Annotated in this window: 13 protein-coding genes and 1 pseudogene; 6 read left to right on the top strand and 8 right to left on the bottom strand. The window is 73.3% G+C overall.

The window, feature by feature from the left end:
• Positions 1-295: 295 nt before the first annotated feature.
• Together AB0F62_RS01420 and AB0F62_RS01415 are read right to left on the bottom strand one after the other, a co-directional pair.
• Positions 296-763: pseudogene (locus AB0F62_RS01420) on the bottom strand (nitroreductase family deazaflavin-dependent oxidoreductase); the annotation flags it as partial.
• Positions 760-1,962 carry an acyl-CoA dehydrogenase family protein gene (locus AB0F62_RS01415; protein WP_361790693.1) on the bottom strand — a complete coding sequence of 401 codons (1,203 nt, stop codon included), beginning with the start codon at positions 1,960-1,962 and terminating at the stop codon, positions 760-762. The pseudogene AB0F62_RS01420 and the gene AB0F62_RS01415, both read right to left, overlap by 4 nt.
• Before the next feature lie 71 nt (positions 1,963-2,033).
• Here AB0F62_RS01415 and AB0F62_RS01410 point away from each other — a divergent pair, with 71 nt between their 5' ends.
• Entirely contained in the window at positions 2,034-3,200 is a 1,167-nt protein-coding gene (locus AB0F62_RS01410; protein WP_361790690.1) for an acetyl-CoA acetyltransferase, read from the top strand.
• 86 nt (positions 3,201-3,286) lie between these two features.
• On the opposite strand, the gene AB0F62_RS01405 is transcribed toward AB0F62_RS01410, so the two are convergent.
• The 4 genes from AB0F62_RS01405 to AB0F62_RS01390 all read right to left on the bottom strand — a co-directional run bounded on the left by AB0F62_RS01405 (position 3,287) and on the right by AB0F62_RS01390 (position 5,874).
• Positions 3,287-4,117, bottom strand: a complete 831-nt coding sequence (locus tag AB0F62_RS01405) for a glycoside hydrolase domain-containing protein (RefSeq protein ID WP_361790687.1) — start codon at positions 4,115-4,117, stop codon at positions 3,287-3,289.
• A gap of 313 nt (positions 4,118-4,430) precedes the next feature.
• A complete protein-coding gene (locus AB0F62_RS01400) occupies positions 4,431-4,991 on the bottom strand; it encodes a GNAT family N-acetyltransferase (RefSeq protein WP_361790684.1) in 561 nt (186 codons plus the stop codon).
• Between the two features lie 17 nt (positions 4,992-5,008).
• Positions 5,009-5,425: a Zn-ribbon domain-containing OB-fold protein gene (locus tag AB0F62_RS01395; RefSeq protein ID WP_361790681.1), complete on the bottom strand. Its 417-nt coding sequence runs from the start codon at positions 5,423-5,425 to the stop codon at positions 5,009-5,011.
• Complete coding sequence (locus AB0F62_RS01390) at positions 5,422-5,874, bottom strand: DoxX family protein (protein WP_361790825.1); 453 nt, start codon at positions 5,872-5,874, stop codon at positions 5,422-5,424. The genes AB0F62_RS01395 and AB0F62_RS01390 overlap by 4 nt, the downstream gene beginning before the upstream one ends.
• A gap of 132 nt (positions 5,875-6,006) precedes the next feature.
• On the opposite strand from AB0F62_RS01390, the gene AB0F62_RS01385 reads away from it, so the two are divergent.
• The 3 genes from AB0F62_RS01385 (at position 6,007) to AB0F62_RS01375 (ending at position 10,505) form a co-directional block, all read left to right on the top strand.
• On the top strand, positions 6,007-7,200 hold the full coding sequence (locus tag AB0F62_RS01385) for an NAD(P)/FAD-dependent oxidoreductase (RefSeq protein ID WP_361790679.1): 1,194 nt from the start codon (positions 6,007-6,009) through the stop codon (positions 7,198-7,200).
• Positions 7,201-7,468: 268 nt separating this feature from the next.
• Positions 7,469-9,676, top strand: coding sequence for an acetate--CoA ligase family protein (locus AB0F62_RS01380; RefSeq protein WP_361790676.1), 2,208 nt, complete (start codon positions 7,469-7,471; stop codon positions 9,674-9,676).
• Positions 9,669-10,505, top strand: a complete 837-nt coding sequence (locus AB0F62_RS01375; RefSeq protein ID WP_361790673.1) for an enoyl-CoA hydratase — start codon at positions 9,669-9,671, stop codon at positions 10,503-10,505. The genes AB0F62_RS01380 and AB0F62_RS01375 overlap by 8 nt, the downstream gene beginning before the upstream one ends.
• A gap of 10 nt (positions 10,506-10,515) precedes the next feature.
• On the opposite strand, the gene AB0F62_RS01370 is transcribed toward AB0F62_RS01375, so the two are convergent.
• A complete protein-coding gene (locus tag AB0F62_RS01370) occupies positions 10,516-11,142 on the bottom strand; it encodes a hypothetical protein (protein WP_361790671.1) in 627 nt (208 codons plus the stop codon).
• A gap of 82 nt (positions 11,143-11,224) precedes the next feature.
• On the opposite strand from AB0F62_RS01370, the gene AB0F62_RS01365 reads away from it, so the two are divergent.
• The gene (locus tag AB0F62_RS01365) at positions 11,225-11,848 is read left to right on the top strand and encodes a flavin reductase family protein (protein WP_361790822.1); all 624 of its coding nucleotides are present in this window, start codon (positions 11,225-11,227) and stop codon (positions 11,846-11,848) included.
• Between the two features lie 23 nt (positions 11,849-11,871).
• Here the strand turns inward: AB0F62_RS01365 and AB0F62_RS01360 are convergent, their stop codons facing one another.
• Positions 11,872-13,206, bottom strand: a complete 1,335-nt coding sequence (locus AB0F62_RS01360; protein WP_361790668.1) for an MFS transporter — start codon at positions 13,204-13,206, stop codon at positions 11,872-11,874.
• Between the two features lie 70 nt (positions 13,207-13,276).
• On the opposite strand from AB0F62_RS01360, the gene AB0F62_RS01355 reads away from it, so the two are divergent.
• The gene (locus AB0F62_RS01355) at positions 13,277-14,299 is read left to right on the top strand and encodes a helix-turn-helix domain-containing protein (RefSeq protein ID WP_361790665.1); all 1,023 of its coding nucleotides are present in this window, start codon (positions 13,277-13,279) and stop codon (positions 14,297-14,299) included.

The following is a 14,299-nucleotide window of genomic DNA, read 5'->3' as shown; positions in this document are numbered from 1 at the left end:
GTCCTCGGGGGAGGTTGCCGGTCCAGGCGCCCGCGTTGTCTTTTCCGGAGGCCTCGGGTCACATCGCCGACGGGCCGCGATGCGGGCTCTGCGACGGGCTCTCCCCGGTGCTCTGCGACGGGCTTCCTCCGGGGCCTTCTTGCGGGCCTTGTTGCGGGCCTCCTCCGGGGCCTTCTTGCGGGCCTTGTTGCGGGCTTCCTCCGGGGCCTTCTTGCGGGCCTTGTTGCGGGCTTCCTTCGGGGCCTTGTTGCGGGCTTCCTACCGGACCGCCCTCCGGATCGTCCACCGGGCTCGTCTTCGGGGTGAGCCGGAACAGCCTGATCTGCCGGTCCACACGCCGCGCATAGGTCGCGTACGGCGGCCAGAACTCCAGCAGCGCCGCCCACACCGCCGCGCGCTCCTCGCCCGTCAGCAACTCCGCACGAACGGCGATGTCCCGGCCACGCCGGCTGATCTCCGCGTCCGGGTGCTTCAGCAGGTTCGCCGTCCACGCGGGATGGTCCGTGCGCCCGAAGTTGCTGCCCACCAGCACGAAGGCACCGCCGTCCTCGGGCATGCAGGCCAGCGGGGTGCTCCGGGGCAGCCCGCTGCGCGCGCCGGTGGTGGTGAGCACCACCCCGGGCAGCATCCGGGCGCTGAGCAGCACCTTGCCGCGGGTGGCCCGGTGCACGAACCGGTCCACGGCCGGCACGACATGCGGTCCGACCCTGGCGAACGCCCGGGTCGACGACACCTTCTGCACGGCGGTCCGCAGCAGGCTCATGCCGCCGTCCTCCCTTCCGTCGCGGTGGTGAAGAGGCCCGCCCGCTCGGCCGCGTGGGCCCGCAGCGCGTGTACGGGGCCGAAGAGCAGCTCGTCGGAAGCGGCCCGCTTCACGTACAGATGCGCGTGGTGCTCCCACGTGAAGCCGATGCCGCCGTGCAGCTGGACGGCCTGCGCCGCGGTGGCGCGCAATGTCTCCAGGCCCTGCGCGAGGGCGAGCGGGGCCGCCACCGCCGCGTCCGGCGCCTCCCCCGGGGCGCTCCCGACGGCCCAGGCGGCGTAGTAGGCGGCCGAGCGCGCGGCCTGGACCTGGACGTACAGGTCGGCGAGACGGTGCTTGACGGCCTGGAAGGAGCCCACGGGGCGCCCGAACTGCTCCCTGACCCGGACGTACGCCAAGGTGGCGTCGAGCGCCTGGGCGGCCGCCCCGACGGCCTCCGCGGCCAGCGCGGCGGCGGCGAGGACACCCGAACGGGCGAGTGCGGCGCGCGGATCGATCGCCTCCTCGCCGCCCAGGGGTTCGGCGGGGACGTCGCGCAGCTCGACACGGGCCTGCGGCCGGGTCTCGTCCAGGGCGGTCGACCGCCTGCGGACCAGGCCCGGCACATCGCCCGGGACCAGGAAGAGCCGGATACGGCTGCGCGCGTAACCGCCGGTGTGGGCGGCGACCAGGAGCAGCGCGGCGCCGGGGCCGCCGAGCACCTGGTCGGCCTGCCCGTACAGCCTCCAGACGCCGTCCGCCCGGCGGGCCTGCATGCCGCCGGCGCGGCCGCCGCCCGCCCAGTCGCCGGTGTTGGGGCCGGTGAGACCGAGGGCCACCGGCGGTGCGGCCAGCGCGGCGGGCTCGCCGGAGGCGATACGCGGGAGCAGGGCGCGGCGCTGGGCGTCGGTGCCGAGCTCCCCGATCAGCGGGGCGGTGAGCACGGCCGTGCCCAGCAGGGGCGAGGGCAGCAGCGCACGTCCGGTCTCCTCGCAGGCCAGCACCAGTTCGGTCGGGCCGCAGCCGACGCCCCCGTACGCGGCGGGAAGGGCGAGGCCGGGCAGGCCGAGCGATCGCGCCAGCAGGCCCCACAGAGCGCCGTCATGGCCTTCCGGGGTGCGGACGGCGGACTTCACCTCATCCGGTCCGCAGCGTGTGCGGAGCAGCTCGCGCAGGGTGCGGCGGATCCCCTCCTGCTCCTCGGTGAACGCGGCATCCACGGCGAGTCCTCCTCGCGCCTCGGGGCATCCGGCACCCCCGGAAACCCAGTATCTGATGTACCGTCAGATTCATGGTTCAGGGTCAGAGTACTCGCACCGGCCGCAAAGTCGCCGTCCTCGGCGTCGCGTTGTCCGACTGCGGCAGGGTCGACGACGCCACCCCCTACGCCCTCCACGCACAGGCGGCGCGGCGCGCCCTGGCCGACAGCGGGCTGCCCCGTTCGGCCATCGACGGCTTCGCCTCGGCGGGGCTCGGCACACTCGCGCCGGTCGAGGTCGCCGAATACCTCGGACTGCGGCCGCGCTGGGTCGACTCGACCTCCGTCGGCGGCGCGACCTGGGAGGTCATGGCCGCGCACGCCGCGGACGCGATCGCCGCCGGGCACGCCGACGCCGTGCTCCTCGTCTACGGCTCCACCGCCCGCGCCGACCTCAAGGCGGGGCGCCGCACCGCCAATCTGTCCTTCGGGGCGCGCGGCCCGCTGCAGTTCGAGGCCCCGTACGGGCACACGCTGATCGCCAAGTACGCGATGGCGGCCCGCCGTCACATGCACCAGTACGGGACCACCGCCGAACAGCTCGCCGCCGTCGCCGTCCGGGCCCGGGCGAACGCGGCCCGCAACCCCGACGCGATGTACCGCGCGCCGATCACCGTCGACGACGTCCTGGCCGGGCCGATGATCTCCGACCCGTTCACCAAGCTGCACTGCTGCATCCGCTCCGACGGCGGTTGCGCGGTGCTCCTGGCCGCCGAGGAGTACGCGCGCGACGCGGCCCGGCCCCCGGTGTGGGTACTCGGCTCCGGCACCGCCGTCTCGCACGCCACGATGTCGGAGTGGGACGACTTCACCGTCTCGCCCGCCGCCGTCTCCGGTCGGCTGGCCTTCTCCCGCGCGGGGGTCACCCCGGCCGAGATCGACCTCGCCGAGATCTACGACGCCTTCACGTACATGACCCTGGTGACCCTGGAGGACCTCGGTTTCTGCGCCAAGGGCGAGGGCGGCCCTTTCTTCGCCGCGTCCGCGCTGCCGGTCAACACGGACGGCGGCGGGCTCTCGGCCTGCCATCCCGGCATGCGGGGGCTGTTCCTGCTCGTCGAGGCCGTACGGCAGTTGCGGGGGGAGGCGGGCGAGCGGCAGGTGCGCAGGCCGGACGGGGCGCTGCCGGGGCTGGCCGTCGCCTCGGGGACGGGAGGCTGGTTCTGCTCCTCGGGGACGGTGGTGCTGGGGCGGGACTGAGAGTCCGTCCTCGCGCACCACCGGCCGCGGGCGTCGGGCGCGTCAGGCATCGGGCACTTCAGGTGTCGGGCGTCGGGCGTCGGGTGTCAGCCGGTGACGGCGACCGGGGCGTCCCAGTAGCTGCGGTCCACGGTTATGGTGTAACCGCCGCGGCTCTCCTTGCTGTTGACGATGTACTGGTGACCGCGGCGGTGCCCGGTCCACAGCGCGGCGGAGAACGGCCAGTCGGAGGTCGTGGTCTTGTGCTCGTCCCAGAGCGCGTACCAGAGGATGTCCGGCAGGTCGGTGCGGTTCGCCGCCGTGGCGACGGCCTTGGCGCTGGAGCTGCGGAAGCCGTAGAAACCGGCCCAGTACCCCTTGGCGTGCACCGCCTTGTCCCAGGCCCGGACATAGGTGAGCACCGCGTTGTTGCACGAGGTGTCGGTGATGTCGTACGACTCCATGTCCAGGTAGAGCGGGCTGCCGGCCTTCATCCCCAGCACCGACGCCTTGGCCACCGCGTCCGCGCCGTCCGTCGCGCCGAGCGAGGCGGCGGTCGAGGCCGTCAGCCGCTCCGGGTTGCGGCTGGTCTGGCACGGCGGCTGCGCGCCCACGTACAGCGGGATCAGCTTCCAGCCCGTGGCGCTGACGGACTTCACCCAGGACGCGGTCAGGTTCGGCTGCGCGCACCCCCGGTTCTTCCCGCCGACGTACACCGCCGCCGCACCGTAGAACCCGGTGTGCCAGGCCTTCATGGCCGACGCGGACGGTGCCGCGCAGGTGTCGAACGCCCGCCCCATGTAGACCTTGGGCGCCGGGCGGGCCACCGTCGTCGCCATCGAGGCCTCCGCCGCCACACCGCCGCCGACCAGCACCGCGACCGCCGCCACCGCCCACGCGAGGTAACGACGCCTCTTCGACATCCGGTGACCGGACATCCCCCACCCCATTCACGACACGGGACGCACCGCACGGGTGCGCCTGCCTGCACTGCTGAGACCCCGGACACGGCGCGCGTGCGGTGCGCGTCCGGCACGTGCGGGGCACATGCGCGGCAGCGCGTACGGCCTGCGGATCACCGGTGTACGGGCCCGCGGCGCGCGAGGGGCGGATCGCACCCTAGCCAAGCCCTCCACCCCGATCGGGAAAGCCCATGTCCCGATCACCACAAGATTCCCTCAAGGCGCGGCAAATCCGCGCGGGCAGGGGGAGGGGCGAGGCGGGGCGGGGCAGAGCGGCGCGGGGCGGGGTTCAGCCGGCCGGCGGACGCGGGTCGGTCGCAAGGCGGCTGTGCAGGTGGACGTCGCGGAGCGCACCGGAGAGATCGACCATCGCCTCGCGCAGCACCCCCTCGAGGACGTATCCGCAGCGCCGGGCGACCCCGCAGGAGGGCTCGTTGCCGACGGCATGACCGAGTTCCAGCCGATGCAGTCCGAGATCGCGGAAGGCCCACCGGGTCACCGTCTCCAGGGCACGTGAGGCGACCCCACGCCCCCGGGCCTCGGGGAGCGTCCAGTAACTGACGCGTGCGCCGCGCATGGCGTGGTCGATCATTCCGACACCGGCCTGGCCGAGCACCACTCCGGCCTCGGTGACGGCGAAGGACGCGAGGTCTCCGGCCGCCCAGCCGTCGCGCCGGCGCCGCAGGAAAGCGCGAGCGCCGGCCTCGTCGGGCTCGGGGGCGTGCGCGGTGTTCCACCGGCGGAAGTCCGGGTCGCCGAGACCGCGCGCTGCCGCGTCGAGATCGGCCGGCGTGTCCTCCCAGGGCCTGAGCAGCAGTCCGTACGCTTCCAACTCCACCGGCTTCAGCACACCCGGCATTCAAGCATTCAGGCATCCGGGCGGGGGCGGAAGACCGGGATCGCGAGGGCGCTGCCGGGAGCGGCGGGGCGGAAGCAGACGCGCAGGTCCATGCCGACGCGCAGCGCCTCATGGGCGCAGCCGACGATCTCCGTCATCATGCGCGGTCCTTCGTCGAGGTCGACGACGGCGGCGACATAGGGGACGCGCCCGGCGAAGGGCCGCAGGTCGTTACTGTGCACCACGGACCAGGTGTAGAGGACGGCGTGGCCGCGGGCCTCCTCCCACGCGACCTCCTCGCTCCAGCAGTAGGGGCAAAACTCCCGGGGGTAGTGGTGGGCCGCGCCGCAACCGTGGGCGAGGCAGCGGCGGATCAGCAGCCGGCCCTCGGCGGCGGCCTGCCAGTAGGGCAGGGTGAAGGCGTCGGTCTCGGGCAGGCCGGTCACAGGAAGAGCCCCCAGAGGCTGTCCAGCGACCAGGTCTGCCAGCCCATGGCGAAGAGGAGCACGACGGAGGCGAGGATCATCATGGCGTTCTGCCCCTGCTCCGCCCAGTCGTGGATCATGAGGACGAGATAGAGCAGGTTGAGCACGATGCCGCCGATCAGGGCGACCGGTGTCAGGAGGCCGGCGACGAGGCCGAGGCCGATGGCGAGTTCGGCGTAGACGACGACGTAGGCCATCAGCTTGGGGCGGGGCGCGACGACGGCGGAGAATCCGCCCTGGACGACGGTCCAGCGGTGCTTGGCGGCGACGCCGGCGGCCCAGGCGATGCCGGTACCCCGCTCGAACCAGCCCTTCTTGTCCTTGTGCCGCCAGCTCTCCAACCACCACAGCCCGAGGCCGATACGCAGGACGGCAAGCCATTCGGCACCGGTCAGCCAGATCGTCCGCATCATGTGCCTCCCCGGGGCAAATATCTGACGGAACGTCAGTTGACCTGATGTGGACGCACCTCCGCAAGGTGCCGGGGCGAAAGCGCGCTACCTTCCGGAGTGACCCTCACACCGCAGGCACGGGAGCACGCCATGACCGACACCTCGGCATCCGCCGGCACCTCCACATCCGCCGCCCCTCCCCCACCGAACACGGCCGCGCCGGACGCCATCGTCGTCGGCGCCGGTCCCGGTGGCCTCGCCGTCGCGGCCTCGCTGCGGCACCGGGGTGTGCGCACCCTGGTCGTCGAACGGTCCGACGCGGTGGGCGCCTCCTGGCGCGGCCACTACGACCGCCTGCGGCTGCACACCACCAGACGCCTGTCCGCGCTCCCGGGGCTCGCGATCCCCCGGGCCTACGGCCGCTGGGTGAGCCGCGACAACGTGGTCCGCTACCTGGAGCGGTACGCCGAGTTCCACGAGCTGGACGTCACCACCGGCATAGAGGTGGGGCGGATCGAGCCCGCCGAGGACCCGGCGGCGGGCTGGGTGCTCCCGGCCACCGGCGGACGCCTGCTGGGCGCACGGAGCGTCGTCATCGCCACCGGCTACAACCACTCGCCGCACATACCGTCCTGGCCCGGGCGCGACACGTTCGACGGCGAGTTGCTGCACGCCTCCGCCTACCGCAACGGAGAACCCTACGCGGGCCGGGACGTCCTGGTCGTGGGCGTGGGGAACACCGGCGCCGAGATCGCCGTCGACCTCGCCGAGGCCGGCGCCGCCCGCGTCCGGCTGGCGGTGCGGACGCCCCCGCACATCATGCGCCGCTCCACCGCCGGGTGGCCCGCGCAGCGTACCGGGATCATGGTCCGTCGCCTTCCGACGAAGCTGGTCGACGGAATCGCGCCCTATGTGGAGCGGATCTCCGTGCCCGACCTGGCCGCGTACGGGCTGCCCCGCCCGGACAACGGGCTGTACTCGCGGGTGCGGGAGGGCTCCATCCCCGTGCAGGACGTCGGCATCATCGACGCCGTCCGCTCGGGCAGGGTCGAGCCCGTCGCCGCCGTCGAGGGCTTCGACGGCGGCGAGGTGCTGCTCGCCGACGGCACGCGCGTCACCCCCGACGTGGTCATCGCGGCCACCGGCTACCGGCGGGGGCTGGAGCCGCTCGTCGGACATCTCGGGGTCCTCGACGGGCGGGGCCGCCCCGTGGCGCACGGCGGTCGCAGCCCGAAGAACGCCCCGGGCCTGTTCTTCACCGGATTCACCAATCCCATCAGCGGCATGTTCCGCGAAATGGCCATCGATGCGCGCCGGATCGCCAAAGCGGTGGCGCGGCGGTAGCGAAGCCGCCACGGCGGGTAGCGAAGGGGCACGGACGAGCACAAGCGCCACCGCACAGCGCCTCCGCACCACCTCCGAGCACCCCCGCTCCGCCCCGCGTCACCCCGGTCCGGCGGACCGGCCGGCCCTCTCCCCCCTCAGCCGGCCGGCCCGCCTTCCCGTGGGATGCACAGGTTTCTCGCACCCTCCCCGTTCCTGACGGTTCGTCAGTTCAGTAATCTGACATTGCGTCAGTTCTCTGGACCTTCGAGCAGGACGGGCGAGACACATGCTTGGATCGACCTACAGCACGCGTGGCACCGACCCCACGGCGGACGCCGGCGGCCCGGGCCGCCGCGGGGACGACGTGGACGTCAGCGGGCGCCCACTGCACGCCCGCGTGCCCGACCTCGACCGCTTCTTCCGGCCGGAGTCCCTGGCCGTGGTCGGCGCCTCCGACGCCGAGGGCCGCCCCAACACCGGCATCACCCGGCAGCTCATCGCCTGGTCCGAACGGGTCGGCGCCCGCCTCCATCCGGTCAACCCCGGCCGCCCGAGCGTGTTCGGCCTGCCCTGCCACCCCTCCGTCGCCGAGCTCCCCGAGACGGTCGATCTCGCCGTCCTGCTCGTCGCCGACCCCCTCCCCGTGCTCGAGGAACTCACGGCGACGAAGGTGCGGTTCGCGGTCGTCTTCGCCTCCGGCTTCGCAGAGACGGGGGAGGCGGGCGCCGACGCCCAGGACCGGCTCGCCCGGGCCGTCGCGGGCAGCGGCCTGCGGCTGCTGGGGCCGAACACCAACCTCAACGCCTTCCAGTCCTTCCGTGAGGACCTCCCGGGACCCGCGATCGCCCTGATCACCCAGTCCGGCCACCAGGGCCGCCCCGTCTACGCCCTGCAGGAGCTGGGCATCCGGCTCAGCCACTGGGCGCCGACCGGCAACGAGGCCGATCTGGAGACCGCCGACTTCCTCTCCTACTTCGCCGAGCGGCCCGAGGTCGGCGCGATCGCGATCTATGCCGAAGGCCTCAAGGACGGCCGCTCGTTCGCCCTCGCCGCCGACCGCGCGGCCCGCAACAAGGTGCCGGTGGTCATGGTCAAGGTGGGCCGGACCGAGACGGGCACCCGCGCCGCCGCCACCCATACCGGCAAACTCACCGGCTCCGACGCGGTCGCCGACGCCGCCTTCCGCCAGTTCGGCGTGATCCGCGTCGACGCGCTGGACGAACTCCAGGACACCGCCGCCCTGCTGGCCCGGGCGCGGCCGCCGGTCGCCGAGGGGGTCGTCGTCTACTCGATCTCCGGTGGCACCGGGGCGCACTTCGCGGACCTGGCCACCGCCGCCGGGCTGCCGCTGCCCACCCTCCCCGAGGCCAGGCAGGCCGAACTCCACCAGTGGATACCGGAGTATCTGAACGTCGCCAACCCCGTGGACAACGGGGGCCACCCCGTGGGCGACTGGCGCGGCCGGAAGATCATCGACTCCCTCCTCGCCGACCCCGCGGTCGGCGTCCTCATCTGCCCGATCACCGGCCCCTTCCCGCCGATGAGCGACCGGCTCGCCCGGGATCTCGTCGCGGCGGCCGAAGAGACGGACAAGCTGGTGTGCGTCATCTGGGGCTCTCCCGTGGGCACCGAGGAGGCCTACCGGACCACCCTGCTCGGCTCCTCCCGGGTCGCCACCTTCCGCACCTTCGGCAACTGCGTCACCGCCGTCCGCGCCTGGCTCGACCACCACCGCTTCACCGCCGGCTACCGCTCTCCCTTCGACGACGCCCCCCGCACACCTTCCTCCTCCGCACGCAAGGCCCGCGCCCTGCTGCACCCCGGCCGCCGGCTGAGCGAGCACGCCGCCAAGCAACTGCTCCGGGCCTACGGCATCCGCGTCCCGCGCGAACAACTGGTCACCAGCGCCGCCGGCGCCGTCCGGGCCGCCGCCCTCGTGGGCTACCCCGTCGTGATGAAGGCCTCCGCGGACCGGCTCGCGCACAAGACCGAGCTGGGCCTGGTCAAGATCGGGCTCACGTCCGCCAGCCAGGTCCGCGACGCCTACCGCGAACTCGCCGACATCGCCCGCTACGAGAGCCTGGACCTCGACGGCGTCCTGGTCTGCCAGATGGTGGAGCGCGGCGTGGAGATGGTCGTCGGTATGAGCCACGACCCGCTCTTCGGCCCCACCGTCACCGCCGGAATCGGCGGGGTCCTCGTCGAGGTCCTGGCCGACACGGCCGTCCGCGTACCGCCCTTCGGCGCCGCGACCGCGCGGGACATGCTGCGGCAGCTGCGCGGCGCCCGTCTGCTCGACGGCGTGCGCGGCGCGCCGCCCGCCGACACGGACGCGCTCGTCGACGTCGTCCTCCGCGTACAGCGCATGGCACTGGAACTCGGCGACGGCCTCGCCGAACTCGACATCAACCCGCTGATGGTGCTGCCGCGCGGGCAGGGCGCCTGTGCCCTCGACGCGCTGGCGATCTGTCGTCAGGAGTGCGTACATGACTGACTCCCCCCGTGGAGTGAACACGGAGCGTGACGGCTCCGCGGATTCCGTTGTACTCCACGTCACCGACAACGGGGTCTCCCGGCTGACCCTCAACCGCCCCCAGGCGATGAACGCCATCACCCCTGACCTGCGGGAACTTCTCATCCAAAAATTTCTGGAGGCCTCCGCGGACCCTGCCGTACGGGCCGTCGTCCTGACCGGTGCCGGCCATCGGGCCTTCTGTGCCGGAGCCGACCTCCGCGGCGGCCCGGCCGCCGCGGACCGGGTCGCGGGCGATGTCGCGCGGACGATCCGTTCCGGGGCCCAGCGGCTGATCGCCGCCGTCCTCGACTGCGAGAAGCCCGTGATCGCCGCCGTCAACGGCACCGCCGCCGGTCTCGGCGCCCATCTCGCCCTCGCCTGCGACCTCGTCCTCGCCGCCGACACCGCGAAGTTCATCGAGGTCTTCGTCCGCCGCGGCCTCGTCCCCGACGGCGGCGGCGCCTACCTCCTCCCCCGCCTGATCGGGCCGCACCGCGCGAAGGAACTCCTCTTCCTCGGCGACGACCTCCCCGCTGCGGCCGCCGAACGCATCGGCCTGGTCAACCGCGTCGTCCCGGCCGGCGACCTCGACAAGGCCGTCCGCGCCCTCGCCGAACGCCTCGCCGCCGGCCCCACCCGCGCCCTCGCCCTGACCAAGCAGCTCGTCAACGCCGCGCCGGACTCCGACCGTGCCACGGCCTTCGCCGCCGAGGCCGCCGCCCAGGAACAGAACATGACCACCGCCGACGCCCACGAGGGCCTGCGCGCCTTCCTCGAGCGCCGCCCGCCGGACTTCCGGGGGCGGTGACGCCCGGCGCTCACTCGACGGGCTGACCGACCCCGGACGGCGGCCGGTACTCCTGCAGCAGGCCGGTGCCGTAGGCCAGCAGGCCGCCCGCGAGCACCAGGCCGACCACCGCGATCGTGGCGACCGAGACCTGGAGGGCGACCTGCTTCTGACGCGCCCACCCCGACTTCCCCTCCGGGTCCGGACGCCGGGCGTAGAACGACGTCACCAGGACCGGGACCGCGCCGGCAGCCGCGATGACCGCCCAGGCGAGCGGGTACGAACCGTCCAGCCACACGATCGGCACCGCGAGCACCGCCGCGAACGCGGACTCCACCGCCAGAAGGCACAGTGGACGCGGCAGACCGGTGCGCGCCGCCAGCCGGTGCCCCAGGACCGTCGCGGGCAGTGCGTGCAGGAGGGATACGGCGACCACGCAGGCCCACACGGGGATCAGCGTCAGCGGGAGGAAGCAGAGGCCCAGCGCGCCCTCGTACGGCCCGTACGACGACTTCAGGGCAGGGGACACCACGAGATCGGCCGTTCCGGCCACCACCGCCACCGCGCAGTACGTCGCGACCGCCGCCGCACGACCGGCGTCGCCCCATGGGTCGTCCGCACTCCCCGCCGCGGGCCTCGGCCCTCCACTCCACCCCATGCGGATCACGCTACGCCCGGACCGCCAAGGGTGTTGTGAGCCCCTTCCTATCTGACGATCCGTCAGTTTCAATGGGGGTGTGATGGGACAAGCAGGCATGGCGGCCGCCGTCGTCCGCTACCTCCGGTCGGCCGGGGCGGCGACGACGGCCGGACGGGTGGATCCGCTGCCGCCGCCCGAACTGCGGGCCGTACGACCGGACGAGCGCGCGCCGGTGGACCAGACCGAATTCCGCAAGGTACTGGGGAACTTCGCGAGCGGTGTGACGGTGATCGCGGCGCCGGGTGACCGCGCCCAGGGCGGCCCCGCCGGGTTCGCCTGCCAGTCGTTCGCGTCGCTGTCGCTCGATCCGCCGCTGGTCGTGTTCATGGTGGCGCGCACGTCCACCAGCTGGCCGCGCATCGCACGCGCCGGGGTGTTCTGTGTGAACGTCCTCGGTGCCGGCCAGCAGGAAGTGTGCCGTTCCTTCGCCGTGAGCGGCGGGGACAAGTTCGCCGGCGTGGCATGGGATCCGGCGCCCGTGACGGGCTCGCCCCGACTGCACGGCGTGCCCGCGTGGATCGACTGCGTGATCCACGCCGTGCACACGGGCGGCGACCACCTCGTGGTGGTCGGCCGCGTACGGGACCTGGGCTGCACGGCCGAAGGCGACGACGGAGCCCCGCTGCTCTTCCACCGCGGCCGCTTCGGCCATCTGGCGCCCTGACCGCGGACGCTCTTCCCGGCCGGCTACGCCGCGAGGGGGAACGTCCCGGCGGCCGGTGTCGCCCTCCGCCGGATGACCAGCGACATCAGCGCCGCCACCGCGCACAGCGCCCCTGAGGCGTACCAGACCAGGTTGTAGGAACCGAAGGCGTCGCGCGCCGCGCCGCCGAGGAAGGCGACCAGTGCCGCGCCCACCTGGTGGGAGGCGAGCACCCAGCCGAAGACGATGGCGCTGTCGGCACCGTAGAACTCGCGGCACAAGGCGATGGTGGGCGGCACGGTGGCGACCCAGTCGAGCCCGTAGAAGACGATGAACAGCACCATGGGCGGGTGGACGGCGTCGCCCAGGAGCACGGGCAGGAACACCAGTGACAGTCCGCGCAGTCCGTAGTACGCGGCCAGCAGCCGCCGGGGGCTGAAGCGGTCGGTGAACCAGCCGGAGGCGACGGTGCCCACGATGTCGAAGACGCCGATCACGGCGAGCAGGGAGGCGGCGGCCGTCACCGGCATCCCGTGATCGTGGGCGGCGGGTACGAAATGCGTCTTGACCAGGCCGTTGGTCGACGCGCCGCAGATCGCGAACGTTCCCGCCAGCAGCCAGAACGGGCCGCCGCGCGCGGCGCTCGCCAGCGCCTTGAGCGCACGCGTGGCCGCCCCCGTCACCGGAGGGGGCTTCGGCACGAACTCCTTGGCGCCGTAGGGGGCCAGACCCACGTCGGCCGGGTGGTCCCGCAGCAGCAGGTAGACAAAGGGCGCGACGACGAGCGCGGCGCCCGCGACGGTGAGTGCGGCCGCCCGCCAGCCCGAGTGGTCCACGATCACCGCGAGCAGCGGCAGGAAGATCAGCTGGCCGGCCGCGCCGGCCGCGGTCAGGATGCCCGTGACCAGGCCCCGCCGGTGCTCGAACCACCGGTTGGTGACGGTGGTGGCGAAGGCCAGCGCCATGGAGCCGCTGCCGAGTCCGACCAGCACGCCCCACAGCAGCACGAGCTGCCAGCTCGCGGTCATGAAGACGGTCAGCCCGGCGCCTGTCGCGATGGTGAGCAGCGCGGCCGCGACGACCCGGCGGATCCCGAACCGGTCCATCATGGCGGCGGCAAAGGGGGCGGTGAGCCCGTACAGCGCCAGGTTGACCGAGACGGCGAAACCGATCATGCCCCGCGACCAGCCGAACGACTCGTTCAGCGGCTCGATCAGGAGGCCGGGCAGCGAGGCGAATCCCGCGGCGCCGATGAGCGTGACGAAGGCGGCGGCGGCCACCGACCACGCGCGGTGGATCCGGGGGGTACGGAGGGGTCGGGGAAGGGAGGGTCCGCTGTCCGCCAGGGGCCGCGCGGGAAGCTCGGGGGTCTGCGTCACCAGGTCAGGATCCGGCATCGCTTTTCACGGAACGAGTGGCCGGATGGCCACGTTGTGCAAGGATCAGGCCATGTCCGCATCCATGGAGACGCCTTCGAAGTCCGCCGGTCTCCGGGCACCGGCACATCGTGTCGCCGTCCTGGTGCAGCACGGCGTGATCCCCTTCGAAGTGGGCATCCCGCACCGCATCTTCGGCGGCGCGAGGGACGCCGGCGGGGTCGATCTGTACGAGGTGGTGACGTGCTCCCCGTACGGTCTCGGGCCGGTGCGCGCCGACGCCGACTTCGAGATCAACGTCGCCCACGGGCCCGAGGCGCTGGAGACGGCCGACACCGTCATCGTCCCCGCCGCGCACGAGCGCTCCGTCGCGCATGCCGAGGGCCGGCTGCCGGAGGAGATGGCGGCCGCGTTCGCCCGCATCCGCCCCGGCACCCGGCTCGTCTCCATCTGCACCGGCTCCTACTTCCTCGCCGCGGCCGGCTACCTGGACGGACTGCGCGCGACCACGCACTGGTCGAGCACGGACCACTTCCAACGGCTCTTCCCCCAGGTGAGGGTCGAGCCCGACGTCCTGTACGTCGACAACGGCGGCATCCTCACCTCCGCCGGTGTCGCCTCCGGCATCGACCTGTGCCTGCACATCGTGCGCCGCGACCACGGCACCGCCGTCGCCAACGCCAGCGCCCGCCGCACGGTCGTACCGCCGCACCGGGAGGGCGGCCAGGCGCAGTACATCCAGCGGCCCGTGCCCCAGCCCCAGCAGGCCACCACGGCCGCGGCACGCTCCTGGGCGCTGGACCGGCTCGACCAGCCGCTGACACTGCGCGAGCTGGCCGAGCGCGAGGCGATGAGCGTGCGCACCTTCACCCGCCGGTTCCGGGAGGAGGTGGGCACCAGCCCGGGGCAGTGGCTGACGCAGCAGCGCGTCGAGCGCGCCCGGCACCTCCTGGAGTCGAGCGACCTCTCGGTCGACCAGGTCGCCCAGAGGGCCGGGTTCGGCACGGCCGCCTCCATGCGGCAGCATCTGCAGACCGTCCTCGGCGTCTCTCCCACCGCCTACCGGCGCACCTTCCGGGCGACGGCGGCGGTCTGA

Origin of the sequence: Streptomyces sp. NPDC026673 (assembly GCF_040638135.1) — a bacterium.
Lineage (GTDB): Bacteria > Actinomycetota > Actinomycetes > Streptomycetales > Streptomycetaceae > Actinacidiphila.
The sequence above is the reverse complement of the archived record's forward strand: the minus strand, read 5'-3'. Positions and strand labels throughout refer to the sequence as shown.

Excerpts from the sequence above, each read along its gene's own strand:
- AB0F62_RS01390 (WP_361790825.1), bottom strand. The coding sequence starts at position 5,874 with ATGCGGACGATCTGGCTGACCGGTGCCGAATGGCTTGCCGTCCTGCGT.
- AB0F62_RS01365 (WP_361790822.1), top strand. The coding sequence starts at position 11,225 with ATGGGACAAGCAGGCATGGCGGCCGCCGTCGTCCGCTACCTCCGGTCG.
- AB0F62_RS01355 (WP_361790665.1), top strand. The coding sequence starts at position 13,277 with ATGTCCGCATCCATGGAGACGCCTTCGAAGTCCGCCGGTCTCCGGGCA.
- AB0F62_RS01370 (WP_361790671.1), bottom strand. The coding sequence starts at position 11,142 with ATGGGGTGGAGTGGAGGGCCGAGGCCCGCGGCGGGGAGTGCGGACGAC.
- AB0F62_RS01380 (WP_361790676.1), top strand. The coding sequence starts at position 7,469 with ATGCTTGGATCGACCTACAGCACGCGTGGCACCGACCCCACGGCGGAC.
- AB0F62_RS01405 (WP_361790687.1), bottom strand. The coding sequence starts at position 4,117 with ATGTCCGGTCACCGGATGTCGAAGAGGCGTCGTTACCTCGCGTGGGCG.
- AB0F62_RS01375 (WP_361790673.1), top strand. The coding sequence starts at position 9,669 with ATGACTGACTCCCCCCGTGGAGTGAACACGGAGCGTGACGGCTCCGCG.
- AB0F62_RS01385 (WP_361790679.1), top strand. The coding sequence starts at position 6,007 with ATGACCGACACCTCGGCATCCGCCGGCACCTCCACATCCGCCGCCCCT.
- AB0F62_RS01410 (WP_361790690.1), top strand. The coding sequence starts at position 2,034 with ATGGTTCAGGGTCAGAGTACTCGCACCGGCCGCAAAGTCGCCGTCCTC.